The 15,549-nt window shown below is 71.1% G+C and carries 13 protein-coding genes; 5 read left to right on the top strand and 8 right to left on the bottom strand.

What is annotated here, in order from left to right:
* Positions 1–27 precede the first annotated feature (27 nt).
* Positions 28–669, bottom strand: coding sequence for a TetR/AcrR family transcriptional regulator (locus EGT67_RS11355; RefSeq protein ID WP_127916182.1), 642 nt, complete (start codon positions 667–669; stop codon positions 28–30).
* 100 nt (positions 670–769) lie between these two features.
* Here EGT67_RS11355 and EGT67_RS11350 point away from each other — a divergent pair, with 100 nt between their 5' ends.
* Together EGT67_RS11350 and EGT67_RS11345 are read left to right on the top strand one after the other, a co-directional pair.
* Positions 770–1,624, top strand: coding sequence for an SDR family oxidoreductase (locus tag EGT67_RS11350; RefSeq protein WP_127916181.1), 855 nt, complete (start codon positions 770–772; stop codon positions 1,622–1,624).
* A gap of 187 nt (positions 1,625–1,811) precedes the next feature.
* Positions 1,812–2,453 (top strand): hypothetical protein, encoded by a 642-nt coding sequence (locus EGT67_RS11345; RefSeq protein ID WP_206612347.1) that lies wholly within the window; start codon positions 1,812–1,814, stop codon positions 2,451–2,453.
* 38 nt (positions 2,454–2,491) lie between these two features.
* On the opposite strand, the gene EGT67_RS11340 is transcribed toward EGT67_RS11345, so the two are convergent.
* The 4 genes from EGT67_RS11340 to EGT67_RS11325 form a co-directional block, all read right to left on the bottom strand.
* The gene (locus tag EGT67_RS11340; RefSeq protein WP_338324857.1) at positions 2,492–4,432 is read right to left on the bottom strand and encodes an APC family permease; all 1,941 of its coding nucleotides are present in this window, start codon (positions 4,430–4,432) and stop codon (positions 2,492–2,494) included.
* A gap of 133 nt (positions 4,433–4,565) precedes the next feature.
* On the bottom strand, positions 4,566–5,525 hold the full coding sequence (locus tag EGT67_RS11335) for a cation diffusion facilitator family transporter (RefSeq protein WP_127916179.1): 960 nt from the start codon (positions 5,523–5,525) through the stop codon (positions 4,566–4,568).
* 96 nt (positions 5,526–5,621) lie between these two features.
* Positions 5,622–7,070, bottom strand: coding sequence for an aldehyde dehydrogenase (locus tag EGT67_RS11330; RefSeq protein WP_127916178.1), 1,449 nt, complete (start codon positions 7,068–7,070; stop codon positions 5,622–5,624).
* 48 nt (positions 7,071–7,118) lie between these two features.
* Positions 7,119–8,045, bottom strand: coding sequence for an ROK family protein (locus tag EGT67_RS11325; RefSeq protein WP_127916177.1), 927 nt, complete (start codon positions 8,043–8,045; stop codon positions 7,119–7,121).
* A gap of 147 nt (positions 8,046–8,192) precedes the next feature.
* On the opposite strand from EGT67_RS11325, the gene EGT67_RS11320 reads away from it, so the two are divergent.
* Complete coding sequence (locus EGT67_RS11320; RefSeq protein WP_127916176.1) at positions 8,193–8,951, top strand: SDR family oxidoreductase; 759 nt, start codon at positions 8,193–8,195, stop codon at positions 8,949–8,951.
* A gap of 18 nt (positions 8,952–8,969) precedes the next feature.
* Here EGT67_RS11320 and EGT67_RS11315 read toward each other — a convergent pair whose 3' ends face one another.
* Positions 8,970–9,725: a class I SAM-dependent methyltransferase gene (locus EGT67_RS11315; protein WP_127916363.1), complete on the bottom strand. Its 756-nt coding sequence runs from the start codon at positions 9,723–9,725 to the stop codon at positions 8,970–8,972.
* 156 nt (positions 9,726–9,881) lie between these two features.
* On the opposite strand from EGT67_RS11315, the gene EGT67_RS11310 reads away from it, so the two are divergent.
* Positions 9,882–11,120, top strand: a complete 1,239-nt coding sequence (locus tag EGT67_RS11310; RefSeq protein ID WP_127916175.1) for a glycosyltransferase family 4 protein — start codon at positions 9,882–9,884, stop codon at positions 11,118–11,120.
* On the opposite strand, the gene EGT67_RS11305 is transcribed toward EGT67_RS11310, so the two are convergent.
* Positions 11,037–12,803 (bottom strand): MmpA family trehalose lipid delivery protein, encoded by a 1,767-nt coding sequence (locus EGT67_RS11305; RefSeq protein WP_127916174.1) that lies wholly within the window; start codon positions 12,801–12,803, stop codon positions 11,037–11,039. The two genes, EGT67_RS11310 and EGT67_RS11305, sit on opposite strands and share 84 nt — an antisense overlap.
* 32 nt (positions 12,804–12,835) lie before the next feature.
* On the opposite strand from EGT67_RS11305, the gene EGT67_RS11300 reads away from it, so the two are divergent.
* Entirely contained in the window at positions 12,836–14,044 is a 1,209-nt protein-coding gene (locus EGT67_RS11300; RefSeq protein WP_127916173.1) for a polysaccharide biosynthesis protein, read from the top strand.
* Positions 14,045–14,246: 202 nt separating this feature from the next.
* Here the strand turns inward: EGT67_RS11300 and pgfA are convergent, their stop codons facing one another.
* On the bottom strand, positions 14,247–15,392 hold the full coding sequence (gene pgfA / locus EGT67_RS11295; protein ID WP_127916172.1) for a cell envelope lipid trafficking protein PgfA: 1,146 nt from the start codon (positions 15,390–15,392) through the stop codon (positions 14,247–14,249).
* Positions 15,393–15,549 lie beyond the last annotated feature (157 nt).

The following is a 15,549-nucleotide window of genomic DNA, read 5'->3' as shown; positions in this document are numbered from 1 at the left end:
TGCGCTGACAGCGTGTGAAGGGACCCTTCAGCTGCTCAAGTCGGCCCCCGAGGGGATGGGCGCGTGCACGTCCATCCAGCGCAGCATGGCGTCGACGGCGTCGGCCGGTTCGGTGTCGGCGCCGGACAGCGCCCACTCGGCCAGGGCGGCGCCCGCGGCGGCCTGGTAGGCGGTGGCCAGTGCCTGGCAGATCGCGGGCGGCGCCTCCGGGAGCCGGCCGTGGATGTAGCCCGCGAGTTCGTCGATCCACGGTCGGTACGCGACCGACGCCATGGCCGCGATCTCGGGTTCGTGCGAGATCAGTTGCAGCCATTCCCGACTGGCGTGCCGAATGCGCGGCTGGTGCGAGACCGAGGACACGACGGCGGTGCGGATCGCCTCCGCGAGGGGGGCGTCGTCGGCCGCCGCGTCGAGTCCGTCGCGCAGCCGCTGGGTCGCCGCAATCACGCCGACCCAGGCGATCGCGGCCTTCGACGAGAAGTGGCGGAGCAGTGTTCGGGTGCTGATCCCCGTTGCCTCGGCCAAATCGTGCCAGCCGGTCGCCGCGTAGCCCCGCTCGGACCACAGCCGCAGCGCGGCCTCGGCCACGGACTCGGCGTCGAGGACGCTCGGTCGGCCCGGCCCCCGGCGGCCCGATCGCGAAGCGGGCGAGAGTGGTTCGCCGTTCATCCGCGGATCACAACATTTATGGCGTAGTGTGTCAAATCTGTCGACGGGCTCGCCGAGGACGGTCCTCTGCGCCCGTCGGCCGTCACTGGGGAGGGTGTTCATGGGGGTCTATGCGGTCACCGGTTCGGCGTCGGGCATGGGTCGCGCGGTCGTCGAGAAGTTGACGGCGGCGGGGCACACCGTCATCGGCGTCGATCTGCAGGACGCGGAGGTGGTCGCCGACCTGTCCACCGCGGACGGGCGTCACCGCGCCGTGCGGGAGGTGCTGTCGCAGGCCGGAGGAAGGCTCGACGGTGCGGTGCTCGCCGCCGGAGTCGGACCCACCCCAGGTGCCGACCGACTCCCCCTGATCGGCGCGGTGAACTACCTGGGCGCCGTCGAGTTGCTCGACGGTTGGCGCGCCGCGCTGGCGGCGTCGGGTAGCGCCAAAGTAGTTGTCTTCGGTAGCAATTCGACGACGGTGACCCCCGCGGTTCCGCGTCGCACGGTCAAGGCGTTCCTGTCCGGCGACATCGACAAGGCGGTGCGGTCGGTGCGACTCTTCGGGAAGGGCGCCGCGCCGATCATGTACGCCGGATCGAAGATAGCGGTCACGAGGTGGGCTCGCCGCCACGCGACCCGGCAGGAATGGGCCGGGGCCGGCATCCGGCTCAACGTCCTCGCCCCGGGCGCGATCATGACGCCGCTGCTCGAGAAGCAACTCGCGACACCGCGGGAGGCGAAGACGGTCCGGCGCTTCCCGGTGCCGGTCGGCGGCTTCGGCGACGCCGGTCAACTCGGGGACTGGGTGGTGTTCATGCTCTCCGATTCGGCGAATTTCCTCTGCGGCAGTGTCGTTTTCGTCGACGGCGGGTCGGACGCGTACTTCCGCCCCGACGCGTGGCCGCGGCCGGTGCCGATCTCGCGCCTCGGCACCTACGGTTGGCGCTTCCTGAGGTATTCCGGCAAGCAGTGAGCGGGGCGTCGGCTCCGGACACCGCCCGAAAAATCGGTTCCGAGAAGGCCCTCGCCGGTGGCCGTGACGTGCGAGGATCAGCGTTCGATCTCGCTCGCACAGGGCAGCAGTCGGCGACAGGGCGTCGTCACATCGGACACGGAGGCAGGGCGTGAAGTTGCAGAGGACGAAGAAGATTGTTGTGGGAGTGCTTACAGCGACGACCATGGTCGTGGGCCTCGCACTGACCGGCACCGGGACGGCGGCCGCGGCCGACCGACTCGACGGCCCCACGCTGAAGGCCGAGCAGGGCGCCTCCGGTGGCAACAACCTCGAACTCACGTTGACCAATCCGAAGAAGGCCGTGGGCCTGCTCGGCGAGTCCACCTGCACCTCGGCCCTGCTCGACGGCGAGAAGGCCCTCCAGGCGTACGTCGCGTACAACGCCAAGGACTACGCCAAGCTCGTCGAGATCATGAAGTCCCAGGGACTGCGCCTCGGCCCGTCGGCGAGCAACAGCATCCTCTTCCCCGGACCGAACACAGGCACCAAGGCTTTCCACGTCGATAACGGCGTCTACATCTACCTGGGCGCCTGCGGTGGGTGGAACTCGATCCTGGACCCGAGCAACGTCGGGGTCTCGATGGTGCCGGTGATCGTGCCGGACGGTATCGGTAGCGTCTCTCCGGTCCTGTCCTTCGGCAGCGCCGCGCAAGACGCCGGAATAGGCAGTTCGACCCTGCTGCCGTTGCTCGGCTTCGACGGCGGGTCCAGCGGATCGAGCGGATCGAGCGGGTCGAGCGGATCCAGCGATGGGTCCAGCGGCGGGTCCAGCGGCAGCGCGAGCTAGCCAGGAGTTCGCGACGGCGGGGGAGTATTCCCCCGCCGTCATTTCGCGCCCGGCGGGGTGGACGGGGTCGTCGGCGCTCGCAGCACGCCGCGGCGGCTGGAGGAATCGAAGGGGACGATGATCGCGACCGCGTGCGGGACGTCGCTGACGATCCGGGCGATGTGGTCGGCGGTGCGGTCGTGCAGGACGCGGCCCAGGATCGAGCTGTAGATGCGCCGCGGCAGGAGGATGCTGATCTCGGTGCGGGGCGCGGAGGCCCGGGCGATCAGCTCGAGCGTCGCGTGCCCGAGCCGTCGGTCCGGGCACTCGATGAGCTCGAGCGGCACCTCCAGATCGCTGTTCTCCCATTCGCGTTTGAGGTGCGCGGCGTGGGTGCTGTCGAGGACGAAGTGCACAGCCCGCAGGTCGCTCGGCCGTAGGCTGCGCCCGTACCGGAGGGCCTCGATGGTCGCGAGGTCGTATGCGTCGACCAGGACGATGACGATGTGGTGCGAGTACACCGCCTCGGCGTCGGCCTCGGCGTCGCCGAGTTCGCGCAGTTCGGCGGCCTCGTCGCGGTACTCGCGATTGAGTCGGATCAGCACGAACACGAGAGTCGGGAACACGAGTACGACCACCCACGCGCCCTCGGTGAACTTCGCGATCGCGAAGATCGCCACCACGACCGCCGACGTGATTCCGGCGGCGAGATTGAGGGCCATGCCGCGGCGCCAGTGCGGTCCGCGGGCCTTCTGGTGGTGCCGCGCCATCCCGAGGCCGGCCATCGTGAACCCGGTGAACACCCCGATCGCGTAGAACGGCACCAGCGAGTTGACCTTGGCGTCGGTGGCGATGAGCAACACGACCGCGATCGCGGTGAGAGTGATGATCGCGTTGGAGAACACCAGGCGGTGGCCGCGCCGTCGGAGCTGGCGGGGCAGGAACGCGTCGTCGGCGACGAAGCTCGCCAGGAACGGGAAGCCGTTGAAGCTGGTGTTGGCGCCGGTGAACAGGATCAGTGCGGTCGCCGTCTGCACGACGACGAACAGGACGTTGCCGACCGCGCCGGAGCCGAAGACGATCCGCGCCTCCTGACTGATCACCGACGGGTAGCCGGCCGCGTACGGCGTCGCGTGGGTGAGATACGCGAGCAGCGAGACGCCGCTGACGAGGAACGCCAGGATCGACGCCATGATCACCAGCGCGCGTCGGGCGTTGGGGCCCTCGGGCTTCTGGAACGCGCTGACGCCGTTGCTGATCGCCTCGAGCCCGGTGAGCGACGTGCCGCCGTTCGCGAACGCGCGCAGGATCACCAGCACCGTCGCGCCCATCACCAGACCGTCGCCGTGCGCGATCGGGACGGTGCCGTCGAGGGCGGTCGGGTCGATCCGGTCGAGATTTCCGGTGAGCGCCTGGACGACCCCGACGACGATGACGACCCCGATCGATCCGGCGAAGAAGTACATCGGGAACGCGAACGCGCGGCCCGCCTCCTTGAGCCCTCGCAGGTTGCCGTACGCGAGCAGCAGCACCGCGCCGACGGTGATCTCGAGGCTGTACGGGCCCAAGGCGGGGACCGCCGACACCACCGCGACCGTGCCGGCGGCCGACTGCACCGCGACCGTCACGACGTAGTCGATGAGCAGCGCGACCGCTGCGATCTGGGCGGTCTTGGGGCCGAAGTTGTCGCGCGCGACGACGTACGAGCCGCCGGCGTGGGTGTAGAGCATCACCACCTGCCGGTACGACAGCGTGAGCAGCAGCAGGATGACGAGGATGACGCCGGTGATCGGCAGCAGCAGGGTGAACGCGGCGAGCGCGGCGTACGGGAGGAGCTCGATCAGCACCTGCTCCGGGCCGTACGCGGACGACGAGATGCAGTCGGGCGACAGCACTCCCAGGGCGGTTGTCTTCGACAGTCGTTCCTGGTGCAGGCGCGCGGTGGTCAGCGGCGGCCCGAGGAGCCAGCGTTTGATCCGGTAACCGAGCTTCTCGGGCAGGACGGGCTCGAAGCGGCCGCTCGTCTCCGCATCCCGAGCGACCGAAGAGTCAGGAGGGTCCACGGCTGCTCCGTCCGTGTATCGGCCACGCTCTCTCCAGTTGTACTCGCACGCGCCCGCGTCGGCAGACGGTTCAGACCGTCAGGCTCGGCTCCTCAGCCGTCGACAGCGTCAGGACCGCCTTCCGGACCGCGGTGGTCTCGCCGGTGATCCGGTCCTCGAGGGCGCGCAGCCTGTGCGCGACGCGGGACTCGGCGTCGTCGCCGACCAGGTCGATGCTGGCCACCAGGTACACCTGGTGCGGTCCGAGGAATTCCATGCGCAGGTAGGTGACCCGCTCGATCTCGTCGTACGACAGGAGTTTCGCGATCGTCCGGGCGCGCAGTTCGGGGGTGCCGGGTTCGCCGACGAGGAAGCGGCGGTTGCGGTCGAGCAGCACCAACGCGATCACCCCGAGCAGCACGCCGACCGCGATGGACCCGATCGCGTCGGGAACCGGCGACCCGGTGATCTGGTGGGCCAGTACGCCGGCGAAGGCGATGACCAGGCCGATCAGGGCGGCGGCGTCTTCGGCGAACACGGCCCGCACCGTCGGATCCGAGGTGAGCAGCGCATGCTCGAGAACGTCGCGGTGGGCGGCGTCCGCCTCGCCGCGCAACTGCTTGAACGCCTGCCGGAACGAGATCGCCTCGAGGACGAACGCGATGCCGAGCACCGCGTAGGCGACGCCGAAGTCGCCGGCCGGTTCCGGGTGGGCCAGTTCCTGGATGCCGTGCGTGATCGACACTCCGGCACCGACGGCGAACAGACCGAGCGCCGCGAACAACGACCAGATGTAGGCCTCCCGCCCGAATCCCAGCGGGTGCTCGCGGTCGGGCGCCTTGCGGGCGCGCCGGTCGGCGACCAGCAGCAGGATCTCGTTGCCGGTGTCGGCCCAGGAGTGGGTGGCCTCGGCGACCATCGACGCCGATCCGGTGATCGCCGCCGCCACCGACTTCGCCAGCGCGATCAGGGCATTCGCCACGAACGCGACGATGACCGTGAGGGTGCTCTCGCCGCCGGGTTCCGCGCGCGTGGTCGAGGAGGTCGCCATCGCCTCAGGCTAGGCGCGCGGGACCCGGCATGGCGGACGAACGCGTCAGGCGCGGCCCCGGAGAACGGGACCGCGCCTGACGGAGATCGGTGATGCCTAGCTGGTGTAGCCGGGCGGCATCAGCACGGACTTGAGCTCGAGGTACGCCTCGAGGCCCTCCGGGCCGCTCTCACGGCCGATGCCGGAGTTCTTGTAGCCGCCGAACGGCGCGCCCGGATCGAACGCGTACCAGTTGATGGCGTAGGTGCCGGTGCGGATCTGCTTGGCGATCTCGATGCCCTTGTCGATATCGGTGGTGTACACCGATCCGGCCAGGCCGTAGTCCGAGTCGTTGGCGATCTTGACGGCCTCGTCGACGGTGTCGTAGGGGATCACCGACAGGACGGGTCCGAAGATCTCCTCGCGGGCGATCGTCATCGAGTTGTCGACGTCGGCGAAGATGGTCGGCTCGACGAACCAGCCCTTGTCGAGACCGGCCGGGGTGCCGCCGCCCAGTACGACGCGGGCGCCCTCGGCCTTGCCCTTCTCGATGTAGCCGAGGACCTTGTCGCGCTGCTTCTCGGTGATCAGCGGGCCGAGCTGCGCGGCCGGGTCGTCGGGCATGCCGACGGGCATGAACCCGGCGAACTGCACCATCGCCTCGAGGATCTCGTCGTAGCGCGAGCGCGGCGCGAGGATGCGGGTCTGGCCGACACACGCCTGGCCGGAGTTCATCAGGCCCGACATCACCAGCATCGGCATGGTCGCCTGGACGTCCATGTCCTCGAGCAGGATCGCGGCCGACTTGCCGCCGAGTTCGAGCGAGCAGCGCTTGAGCTGCTCGGCCGCGATCGCGCCGATCTTGCGGCCGACGGCGGTGCTGCCGGTGAAGGTGACCTTGTCGACGTCCGGGTGCGAGACGAGGTATTCGCCGGTCTCGGCGCCGCCGGGGACGATCGACAGCACGCCCTCGGGCAGGCCGGCCTCGGTGAAGATCTCGGCGAGCATGTTCGCGTTGAGCGGCGTCTCCGGTGCCGGCTTGAGCACCACGGTGCAGCCGGCGAGCAGGGCCGGGGCCAGCTTGTTCACGGCGAGGAACAGCGGGACGTTCCACGCGATGACGGCGCCGACGACACCGACCGGCTCACGGAAGACCTTGGTCTGCCCGAACGCGCCGTTGCGGGTCTCCACCCACTCGAACTCGTTCGCGAGGCCCGCGTAGAAGTTCAGGACTGCCAGCGACATGATCTTCTGCATGGTCTCGACGCCGGACGGCGGTGCGCCCATCTCGCCCGAGATGGTGGAGACCAGTTCGGCGCTGCGCTCCTCGATGAGCTTGGCGACCTTGGCGAGGATCTCGCCGCGCTGCGCGGGCGTGGTCTCGGCCCAGGCGCCGGACTCGAGGGCGGCGCGCGCCGCGGCGACGGCGGCGTCGATGTCGGCCGGTGCGGCGACAGGAACGCTACCGACGCGCTCCTCGGTCGCGGGGGAGAACACCTCCAGCCGCTGGTCGGTCGCCGGCGCGACCCAGCGGCCGCCGATGAAGAGTTTGTCGTAGTCGGTCATCAAGTCATCCTCGCTCTTGTGGAGTGCCCCGGGTCACACTAGAACACGTTACAGCGAGTTGGAATAGGGCAAGTCTCGATCACCGGTCAGAGCCGGGTCGTTCGCGAGGAGCCCGGCGCCGGTCAGCGTGCCCAGGACGCCGAGTTCGGCGGGCACCACTCGCAGGTCGCGCAGGAACGACAGTCGGGCGTGACGCGCCGCCGCCGCGGTCATCGGCTCCCACAGCGCGGGCCCGGCCTGCGCGAAACCGCCGCCCACCACCACCAGGTCGACGTCGAGCAGCGCTGCCGCCGACGCGAACACCTGCCCGAGCGCGGTCCCGGCCCTGTCGAGGGCTGCGGTGGCGACCGGCTCGCCGAGGCCGGCGTCGACGGCCAGATCGGCGGCCGTCGCCCCGATCCACCCGTCGGCGCGGGCCCAGCGCAGCGCCGCCGGACCGCTCGCGACGGTCTCGAGGCAGCCGACGGCGCCGCACCCGCAGCGCTCGACGCCGCCCGGGACCGCCATGTGCCCGATGTGGCCCGCGTTCCCGGTGCGCCCAACGTCGATGACGCCGCCGCGGATCAGCCCGCCACCGACCCCGGTCGACAACACGACGCCCAACAGGTCCGGGGTGCCGCGGCCCGCGCCCAGGCGGTGCTCGGCATAGGCGGCCGCCGCGCCGTCGAGGGCGAGGCGGACCGTCGCCGACGGGAACAGGCCACACACGGCGTCGACGATCGGGAAGCCGCCGCGCCACTCTCGGACGTTGACCGGGGAGACCGTGCCGGCGGCGCGGTCGACGGGGCCGGCCGCCGCGATCCCGACCGCCGTCACCAACGCGCCGTCGGCGGCCTTCTCCAGTAGCGCCGCGCACGCGTCCCACACGTCGGCTGGCGGTGTCGGCGTGGTGAGCGGGACCAGCGGGCGGCCGTCCGCGCCCACGAGTGCCGCCGCAATCTTGGTGCCCCCGAGATCGAGCGCGAGTGCGGTCATGCAATCGAGGTTAGTTCCGCCGGCCGTGCCATCCGTGCGGATCAGAGTGGGCGCACGCGGGAGCAACCGATGAGTGAACACCCTCCCGTCGGGGTAACGACTGTTCGGGGGCTTTCATCCGCCAGTTCCACCGATCGGAGGGAAAACATGAGCGGCGCAACCACTTCTGCGTCCATCCGGCGCGAACCGGACCTGTCCGGCCAGACCGTCGTCGTGATCGGCGGCAGTGCCGGTATCGGGCTCGAGACAGCCCGGCGTGCCCGCACCGAGGGAGCCGACGTCGTCCTCACCGGCCGCAGCAACGACCGCCTCGCCCGCGCGGCGTCGGAACTCGGCGCCCGACAGACGGCGGCCTTCGACGCCACCGACACCGCGGCCCTGGAGCGGTTCTTCCAGGACCTTCCTGTCCCGATCGACCACGTGATGGTCACCGCCGGTGGCCCGCACTACGGGCCCATGCTGGAGATGGACGCGGCCGAGGTGCGTGAGGCGATCAGCGGGCACGTGGTGCTGGACCTCGAGGTCGCGCGCAATGCCGCCGGCAAGATGCGGCCCGGGGGCACCCTGATCTTCATGGGCGGGACGGGAGGACGGCGGGTCGGCCACGGCCTCGGGATCGTGTCGGCCGCCACCGCAGCGTTGCCTCCGTTCACGGCGGCGCTCGCCCTCGAGCTCGCGCCGGTTCGCGCCAACCTGATCGCGGCGGGTTTCGTCGACACCCCGTTGTCGGCGTCGCTGCTCGGCGATCGACTCGAGGAACGCAGGAACGAACTGCGGGCGAAACTCCCGATCGGTCGCGTCGTCGTCCCAGCTGACGTCGCCGCCCTCGCCGTCCACATCATGACCAACACGGCGCTGACCGGGGCGACGTTCGACATCGACGGCGGGCAGCAGTTCGTGTCCTGACGTCGCCGAGCCCGGATCTCAGCGCTTGCGGATCACGAGCACCAGGTTGCTCACCAACACCTCGCGCAGCACCGGGATCTTCACCATCCACCACGCCCACCGCGGGTGGTAGCGCGGGAAGGCGGCCAGGACGTCGCCGCCGGTCTGCGTGCCGGCCCACCGCAGGCCGTCCTTCGCGCCGATGTCGAACAGCGAGACGCCGAACCGGTTCTTCGGTTCCTTGCCCTGCTTGCGTCTGTAGCGCCGGGCCGCGTACTCGCCGCCGAGGTAGTGCCACGGCCCGGTCTCGTGGCCGCCGAACGGGCCCCACCACAGCGTGTACGACAGCACCATCAGCCCGCCGGGCTTCGTCACCCGCAGCATCTCCTCGGCCATCACCCACGGTTGCGCGACGTGCTCGGCGACGTTCGACGAGAAGCACACGTCCACCGCGTCGGAGCGGATCGGCAGCGCCAACCCGGACCCGCGGATCGAGTCGCCGACGCTGAGTCCGGCCGCGTGCATCTCCGACGGGTCGGGTTCGACCGGGATGTACCGGGCGCCGGCCTTACCGAACGCGTCGGCGAAATAGCCGGGGCCGCCGCCGACGTCGAGCACCGTGGTGCCGGTCAGGTCCCGCTCGGTGTGCCCGCGGTACAGGTCGCCGATCAGTTCGACCGAGTCGCGGGCGAGCGCCCCGTAGAACAGGTCCGGATCGGTCTGCTCGTACCGGAAGTCGCCGAGCAGTCCGACCGACCGCTTCAGGGTCGCACGGCGGGCGAAGTAGCGGGTCACGCGCGGTGCACGGTCGGAGATCACGGGAGGAACCTTAGCGATCGGACATATCGCGGTCCTGTTCGCCGTGTTCCGCTACTTGGCGGTAGGGCGCGCCGCATCCAGCCGATAAGGTGTGTCGCAGGCGACCGTCCGAGCCAGTGAGGGGGCACGCACGTGCGAGAGGTTCTCCTGCTGTGCTGGCGCGACACCGGGCATCCCCAGGGCGGCGGCAGCGAGCGGTACCTCGAGGAGGTCGGGGCGGGTCTCGCGCGCCGCGGCATCAAGGTCACGTTCCGCACCGCCGGGTATCCCGGCGCCCCGCGCGAGGAGATCGTCGACGGCGTCCGCATCGTTCGCGGCGGCGGCCGGCTCACGGTGTATCCGCGGGCGCTCGCTGCGATCCTCGCCGGGCGCCTCGGACTCGGCCCGCTCGCCGGTCTGCGACCCGACGCCGTCATCGACACCCAGAACGGCATCCCGTTCTTCTCCCGGACCGTCGCCGGCGCGCCGGTCACCGTGCTCGTCCACCACTGCCACCGCGAGCAGTGGCCCGTCGCCGGCCGGCTCATGGGGCGCGTCGGCTGGTGGATCGAGTCGTGGCTCTCCCCGCGCGTGCATCGCGACAGCCAGTACCTGACCGTGTCGCTGCCGTCGGCCGACGAACTCACCGACCTCGGCGTCGAGCGGGACCGAATTGCCGTGGTGCGCAACGGCGCCGACGCGATCCCGGCCGGCGTCGCGGCCGGCGGCGACGAGACCCGCACGCCGCACCCGAGCGTGTGCGTGCTGTCGCGGCTGGTGCCGCACAAGCAGATCGAGGATGCCCTCGCCGCGGTCGCGCAGCTGCGCCGGACCATTCCGGCACTGCACCTGGACGTCATCGGCGGCGGCTGGTGGGAGCAGAACCTGCGCGAGCGCGCCTACGAACTCGGCATCGGCGACGCGGTCACCTTCCACGGCCACGTCCCGGAGGACCGCAAACACGAACTGCTCGGCCGCGCGTGGGTGCACGTCATGCCGTCCCGCAAGGAGGGCTGGGGGCTCGCGGTGATCGAGGCCGCGCAGCACGGGGTCCCCACCGTCGGCTACCGCAGCTCGAAGGGGCTCACCGACTCGATCATCGACGGCGTCACCGGACTGCTCGTCGGCGGCGACTCCGACGACGCCGCCGCGGATCGGGCGGCCGCGGTTCCCGCGCTGGCGAGCGCCGTCGAATCGCTGCTGCTCGACGCCGAACTGCGCGCCGACCTCGGCCACAAGGCGCGGCTGCGGGCCCTGGAGTTCTCCTGGGAGCAGACCGCGGCCGGGGTGCATGCGGTGCTCGCGGCGTCAGCCGCGGGACGGCACATGTCGGGGCTCATCGCCGGCGCCGAAGCCCCGACGATCGCGTCGCCGGGTCTGCAGGACGCCTAGCCCGCCGACCACCAGCAGCGCCGCCCAGAGGATGTGGGCCGCGAGTGCCGGTGCGCGGCCGTCGCCGAAGTCCGGGGGGATGCTGCCGGGCACCCGGTACAGCGCCAGTTCGTCGTCCGAGAACACCGGCTCGAGCTGCTCGAGGCTGCGCCGCGAGTCGCCGAGCGGCCCGGGGGTGGTGCGCTCGACGAGCACCCACCGCACCTGCTCGCCCGTCAGTGCCTCCGGGCCGGCGCCGGACAGCAGCAAGCGCTCGACGCGGGACGCCCGCGCCCCCTCGCCCGCGACGGTCGCGGCCTGCCCGACGACGAGCTGCCCCGTCTGCAGCACGTCCACGGGCAGCATCCGCGGCGCCGGATCGAGGACGGGCGCGTCGCCGCTGTAGGGGAACTTGCGGAACATGCCGGTGGGCAGCACCGCCACGTCGCCCGCCTCCGTCGACGCCTCCAATTCGTCGACGACGCGCTGCCACGCCGTCGGGTACTGCACCGGCCTCAGCGCGCCGCCGACGCCCCACACCAGGTCGGGCAGCGCGAGCACGACGGCGACTATCGCCGCGACGGGGACGGCGCCCGGCAACGAGACCCGCGCGGCGAGCGCACGCGTCCCGGCCGCCGCGGCCAGCGCGTACAGCGGTGCCGCGAGGGCCACCCACTTCTGGCTGTCGCGCAGCAGCCCCGCACCGGGCACGTGCACGACGGCCCACTCGCCGACCGCCAGCCCCCACCCGGTGGCGCCGAGCGCGGGCAGCAGCATCGCCAGCCCGGCGAGGACCGCGAGCGCGACGATCACCGGGTGACGGCGTCGCCGCCACAGCGCGGGCAGCCCGCACACGACGACGGCGAGCAGCAGCAGCGTGCCCGCGAGCGCCCACAGCGACGTCCGCGATCCCGGCACGGCCGTCGAGTTCCAGATGCCGCCCAGCCCCGCGAGGCTGCCGATGGTGCCGAGTCCGGGTTCGGCGCGGGCCGCGAACGCCGCGACGCCCGCGGGGTCGGACGTACCACCGCCGCCGGACAGCGCCGTCGCGACCAGCCACGGCGCCGACACCGCCACGAACAGCGCCGCCGTCCACATCAGCCGCGGCAGGACGCGGTTCCTGCCGCCCGGCGCGGCGAGCACGGCCAGCGCGACGGCGACGGCCAGCAGCGCTCCCGTCGGGGTCAGTGCCGCCGCGGCGAGGCACAGCGTCAGCAGCGGCCAGCCGGCCCGGTTTCCGCGGCGGACCGCCACGCCCGCGACCACGATCCACGGCAGCGCCGCGTACCCGGTGAGCAGGCTCCAGTGGCCCTGCAGCAGTCGCTCGGCCACGTACGGGTTCCAGAGCATCACCGTCGACGCCACCAGTTGCGGCCCCAGCCCGGCGCCGGGCAACAGCACCGCGACCATGCGGGCCGCGCCCCACCCGGCCAGCCACAGCGCGGCGAGCAGGATCGCCTTCACCACCAGGCCACCGTCGACGACGGAACTGAGCACCGCGACCAGCCAGTCCTGCGGGACCGCGCGGGCCGCGGCGTCCGTCAGTCCCAGCGCCGAGTCCGTGAGATACGAGCGCGGCGTGCTCACGGCGTCGCGGATGAGGAGATAGCCGGGGCCGAGCAGCGGTCCCAGGATCAGCGCCGCCAGCGTCAGGCTGTACAGGATCGGCGCCGCCCGCATGAGTGTCGTGCGCCGTGCCGTCATGAGGCGCACTGTACTGGTGCGATCATTGGCGGATGCCACGCCAATCGCTGTCCGGCTCCACCGTCGCCGGGATGACGATGGTGACCGTCGGGTCGATGACGGCGAACATCGCGGCCTACCTGCTTGCACTGCCCGCCCTGCGGTGGCTCGGTCCCGCCGGGTACGGCGAGTTCGCGAGCCTGCTCGCCGCGCAACTCGTGCTCGCGGTACCGGCGCTGGCACTGCAGACCGTCGTGGCCCGGGAAGTGGTGCACGGTAAGCCGACCGCGGCGCTGCGGGCGCTCGGGTACCGCTGCGCCGCGATCGTCGGCGTGATCGCGCTGGTACTCGTCCCGGTCATGTCGTGGGCGCTCCACACGAGTCTCGCCGCGACGGCGTCGGCACTCGTCGCCGCCCCGCTGCTGGTGCTCCTCGCGACCGAACAGGGCCTGCTGCAGGGCGCCGGGAGATTCGCCGAACTGAGCGTCGTGCTGGCCGGTGCCGGGATCGCGAAGGTCGCCCCCGCGGTCGCGGTGCTGGCGGTAGGCGGCGGTCCCGGGCCCACCCTGCTCGCCGGAGCCGCCGGGACCGGCGTTATGGCGTTCGTGGCGCGGCTGATCGCGAGCCGACGCGCGCCCGACACCGACGGAGAGGGTGGCGCGGCGACCATCGGTGTCGGGACGGTGCTGCGGGCCTCGCAGGTGCAGTTGGCGCTCATCGCGTTGACGTCGATCGACCTGGTGATCGCCCGCATGGTGCTCGACTCCCACGACGCCGGGCTGTACGCGGCCGGCGCGGTCGCGACCAAGGCCGCGTTCTGGCTGCCGCAGGCCATCGGCGTGGTGCTCTACCCGAAGATGGCGAACCCGGAACAGTCCGCTGGGGCCGTCCGGTCCGCGCTCGGCGTGCTGACCGCGCTCGGCGCCGTCCTGGTCGTCGGTGCCGCCGTCGCGGCCCCGCTCGCACCGATCCTGTTCGGCGAGGACTACGCGCCGGTCCAGGGGATCCTGTGGATGTTCGCGTGGAACGGCGCCGCCCTCGCGGTGCTGCAGGGCGCGCTGCTGTCCGCGATCGCCGGCGAGCGCACCCACCTCGCGATCGTCGCGTGGGTCGGTCTCGCCGTCGAGGCCGCGTTGTTCTTCACCGTCGCCGACACCGTCCGTGAGTTCGTCACCGTCGCGATGTGCGTGGCGTCGGTGACCGCCGCGACCGCCTCGCTGCTCGCGGTGCGCGGGGCACGCTCCGCCGACGTCGCGCGATAAGTGCGCAACTCGCGTCGCCGAGACCCCCTCCCATCACGATAAGTGCGCAAAACGCTGCCGGATGGGCCCGGAATCCCGCGATAAGTGCGCAAAACGCGAAGGGGACGGGCGAACGACCGTGCATACAACGACCGGGCACACAACGACAGAACCCCCGCACGGAGGTCCGTGCGGGGGTTCTGCCGGTGTCAGGGAGCGCCGGTTACTGCTGGCGCGGCGGCTCGGTGAATCCGCCCTGGTTCATGTTGACCGTGGGGAACTCCTCGGTCTTGTCCGACGTCCAGTCGTGGTCGGGGGCCTGACCCGATCCGGCCGGCGGGTTCTCCGGGCCGTCGGTGGTGGCGCCCTTCTTGCCGCGGCCGCCGCGGATGCCAAGCACGATGCCGGCGATCAGCGCGATCACGCCGAGGATGCCGGCAACGATCGGCAGGGTGCGACCGAACAGCGACAGCTTGTCCTGGCCGTCCTTGGCCTGGCCGATCTGGTACTCGATCGTGTTCTCGTCGAACGGCAGCGTGACCTTGAGGACCGTGACCTCCGGCTTGGCCTTGTCGCGGGCGTAGTACTGGTAGAGCTTCTCCTGGCCCTTGATGACGACACCGGTGACCGGGTCGACCCACACGTCGCGCTCGTTGGCGTACCAGCGGGTCATCGTGACCGGCTGGTCGTCGCCGGGCACGCCCCACGTCTTGGCGGGCAGCGTCAGCTTGTTGGTGGGCGCCGACGGAACGACCTTGGACAGGTCGACGGGCTCGATCACCTGGTTGTAGTGGTAGACCTTCATTCCGTTGATCTCGGTTTCCTCAACGAAATTGATGTCCTGCGTGGTGCGCGAGTTCAGGTCGAAGTAGGGGTAGCTCTTCTTCTCCGCATCGAACGGCCACTTGTACTGCAGGCCGGTGTGGGAGACCTCCTCGGCGGGCTCGGTCGACGACGTCTGGATGGTGCCGACCGGCGGCTCCACCGGCATCGAGCTCACGCGGTCCGCGGTCACGCGGTCGACCGTCGCCGTCAGCAGGCCCGAGTCGCCCTGCTTGTCGGTGCGGATCAGCGTCTGACCGGCCTGGAGCGAGATGACCTCGGCGTCCGACGGCTGCTCCGTGATGACGTATCGCTGCGCGACGATCGGCACGTTCGTGTTGACCTCGGCCTTGCCCGCGAGCAGCGCCTTGGAGTCGAGCACGTCGCCGGTGCCGGTGGCGACGGTGGTGACCTCGAGATCCAGCGGCGTCTTCTTCAGCTTGTCCACGGTGTACGCGGGAATGAGGACCGCGACGGCGAGCAGGAAGGTCCCGAGGCCCACCAGAATGCACGCGAGTATCCGGTTCGGGCCTGAGCGCTCGGCCATGCTGTCTCCTAACTCAATGTTCTTGAATTGAGATACCCCCACCGGCAGCGTGCCCGCTGCACGGGTCGCACGGTGCCCACATTCGCGACACCACGTGAGCCCAGACACTAACAGTCGTGCTGTCCTGTTTGCGTCAGCACGGGGGTTGAGGATCGTT

This window comes from Prescottella agglutinans, from assembly GCF_004011865.1.
Taxonomy (GTDB): Bacteria; Actinomycetota; Actinomycetes; order Mycobacteriales; family Mycobacteriaceae; genus Prescottella; species Prescottella agglutinans.
This window is presented reverse-complemented; position numbering and strand designations above follow the sequence as displayed.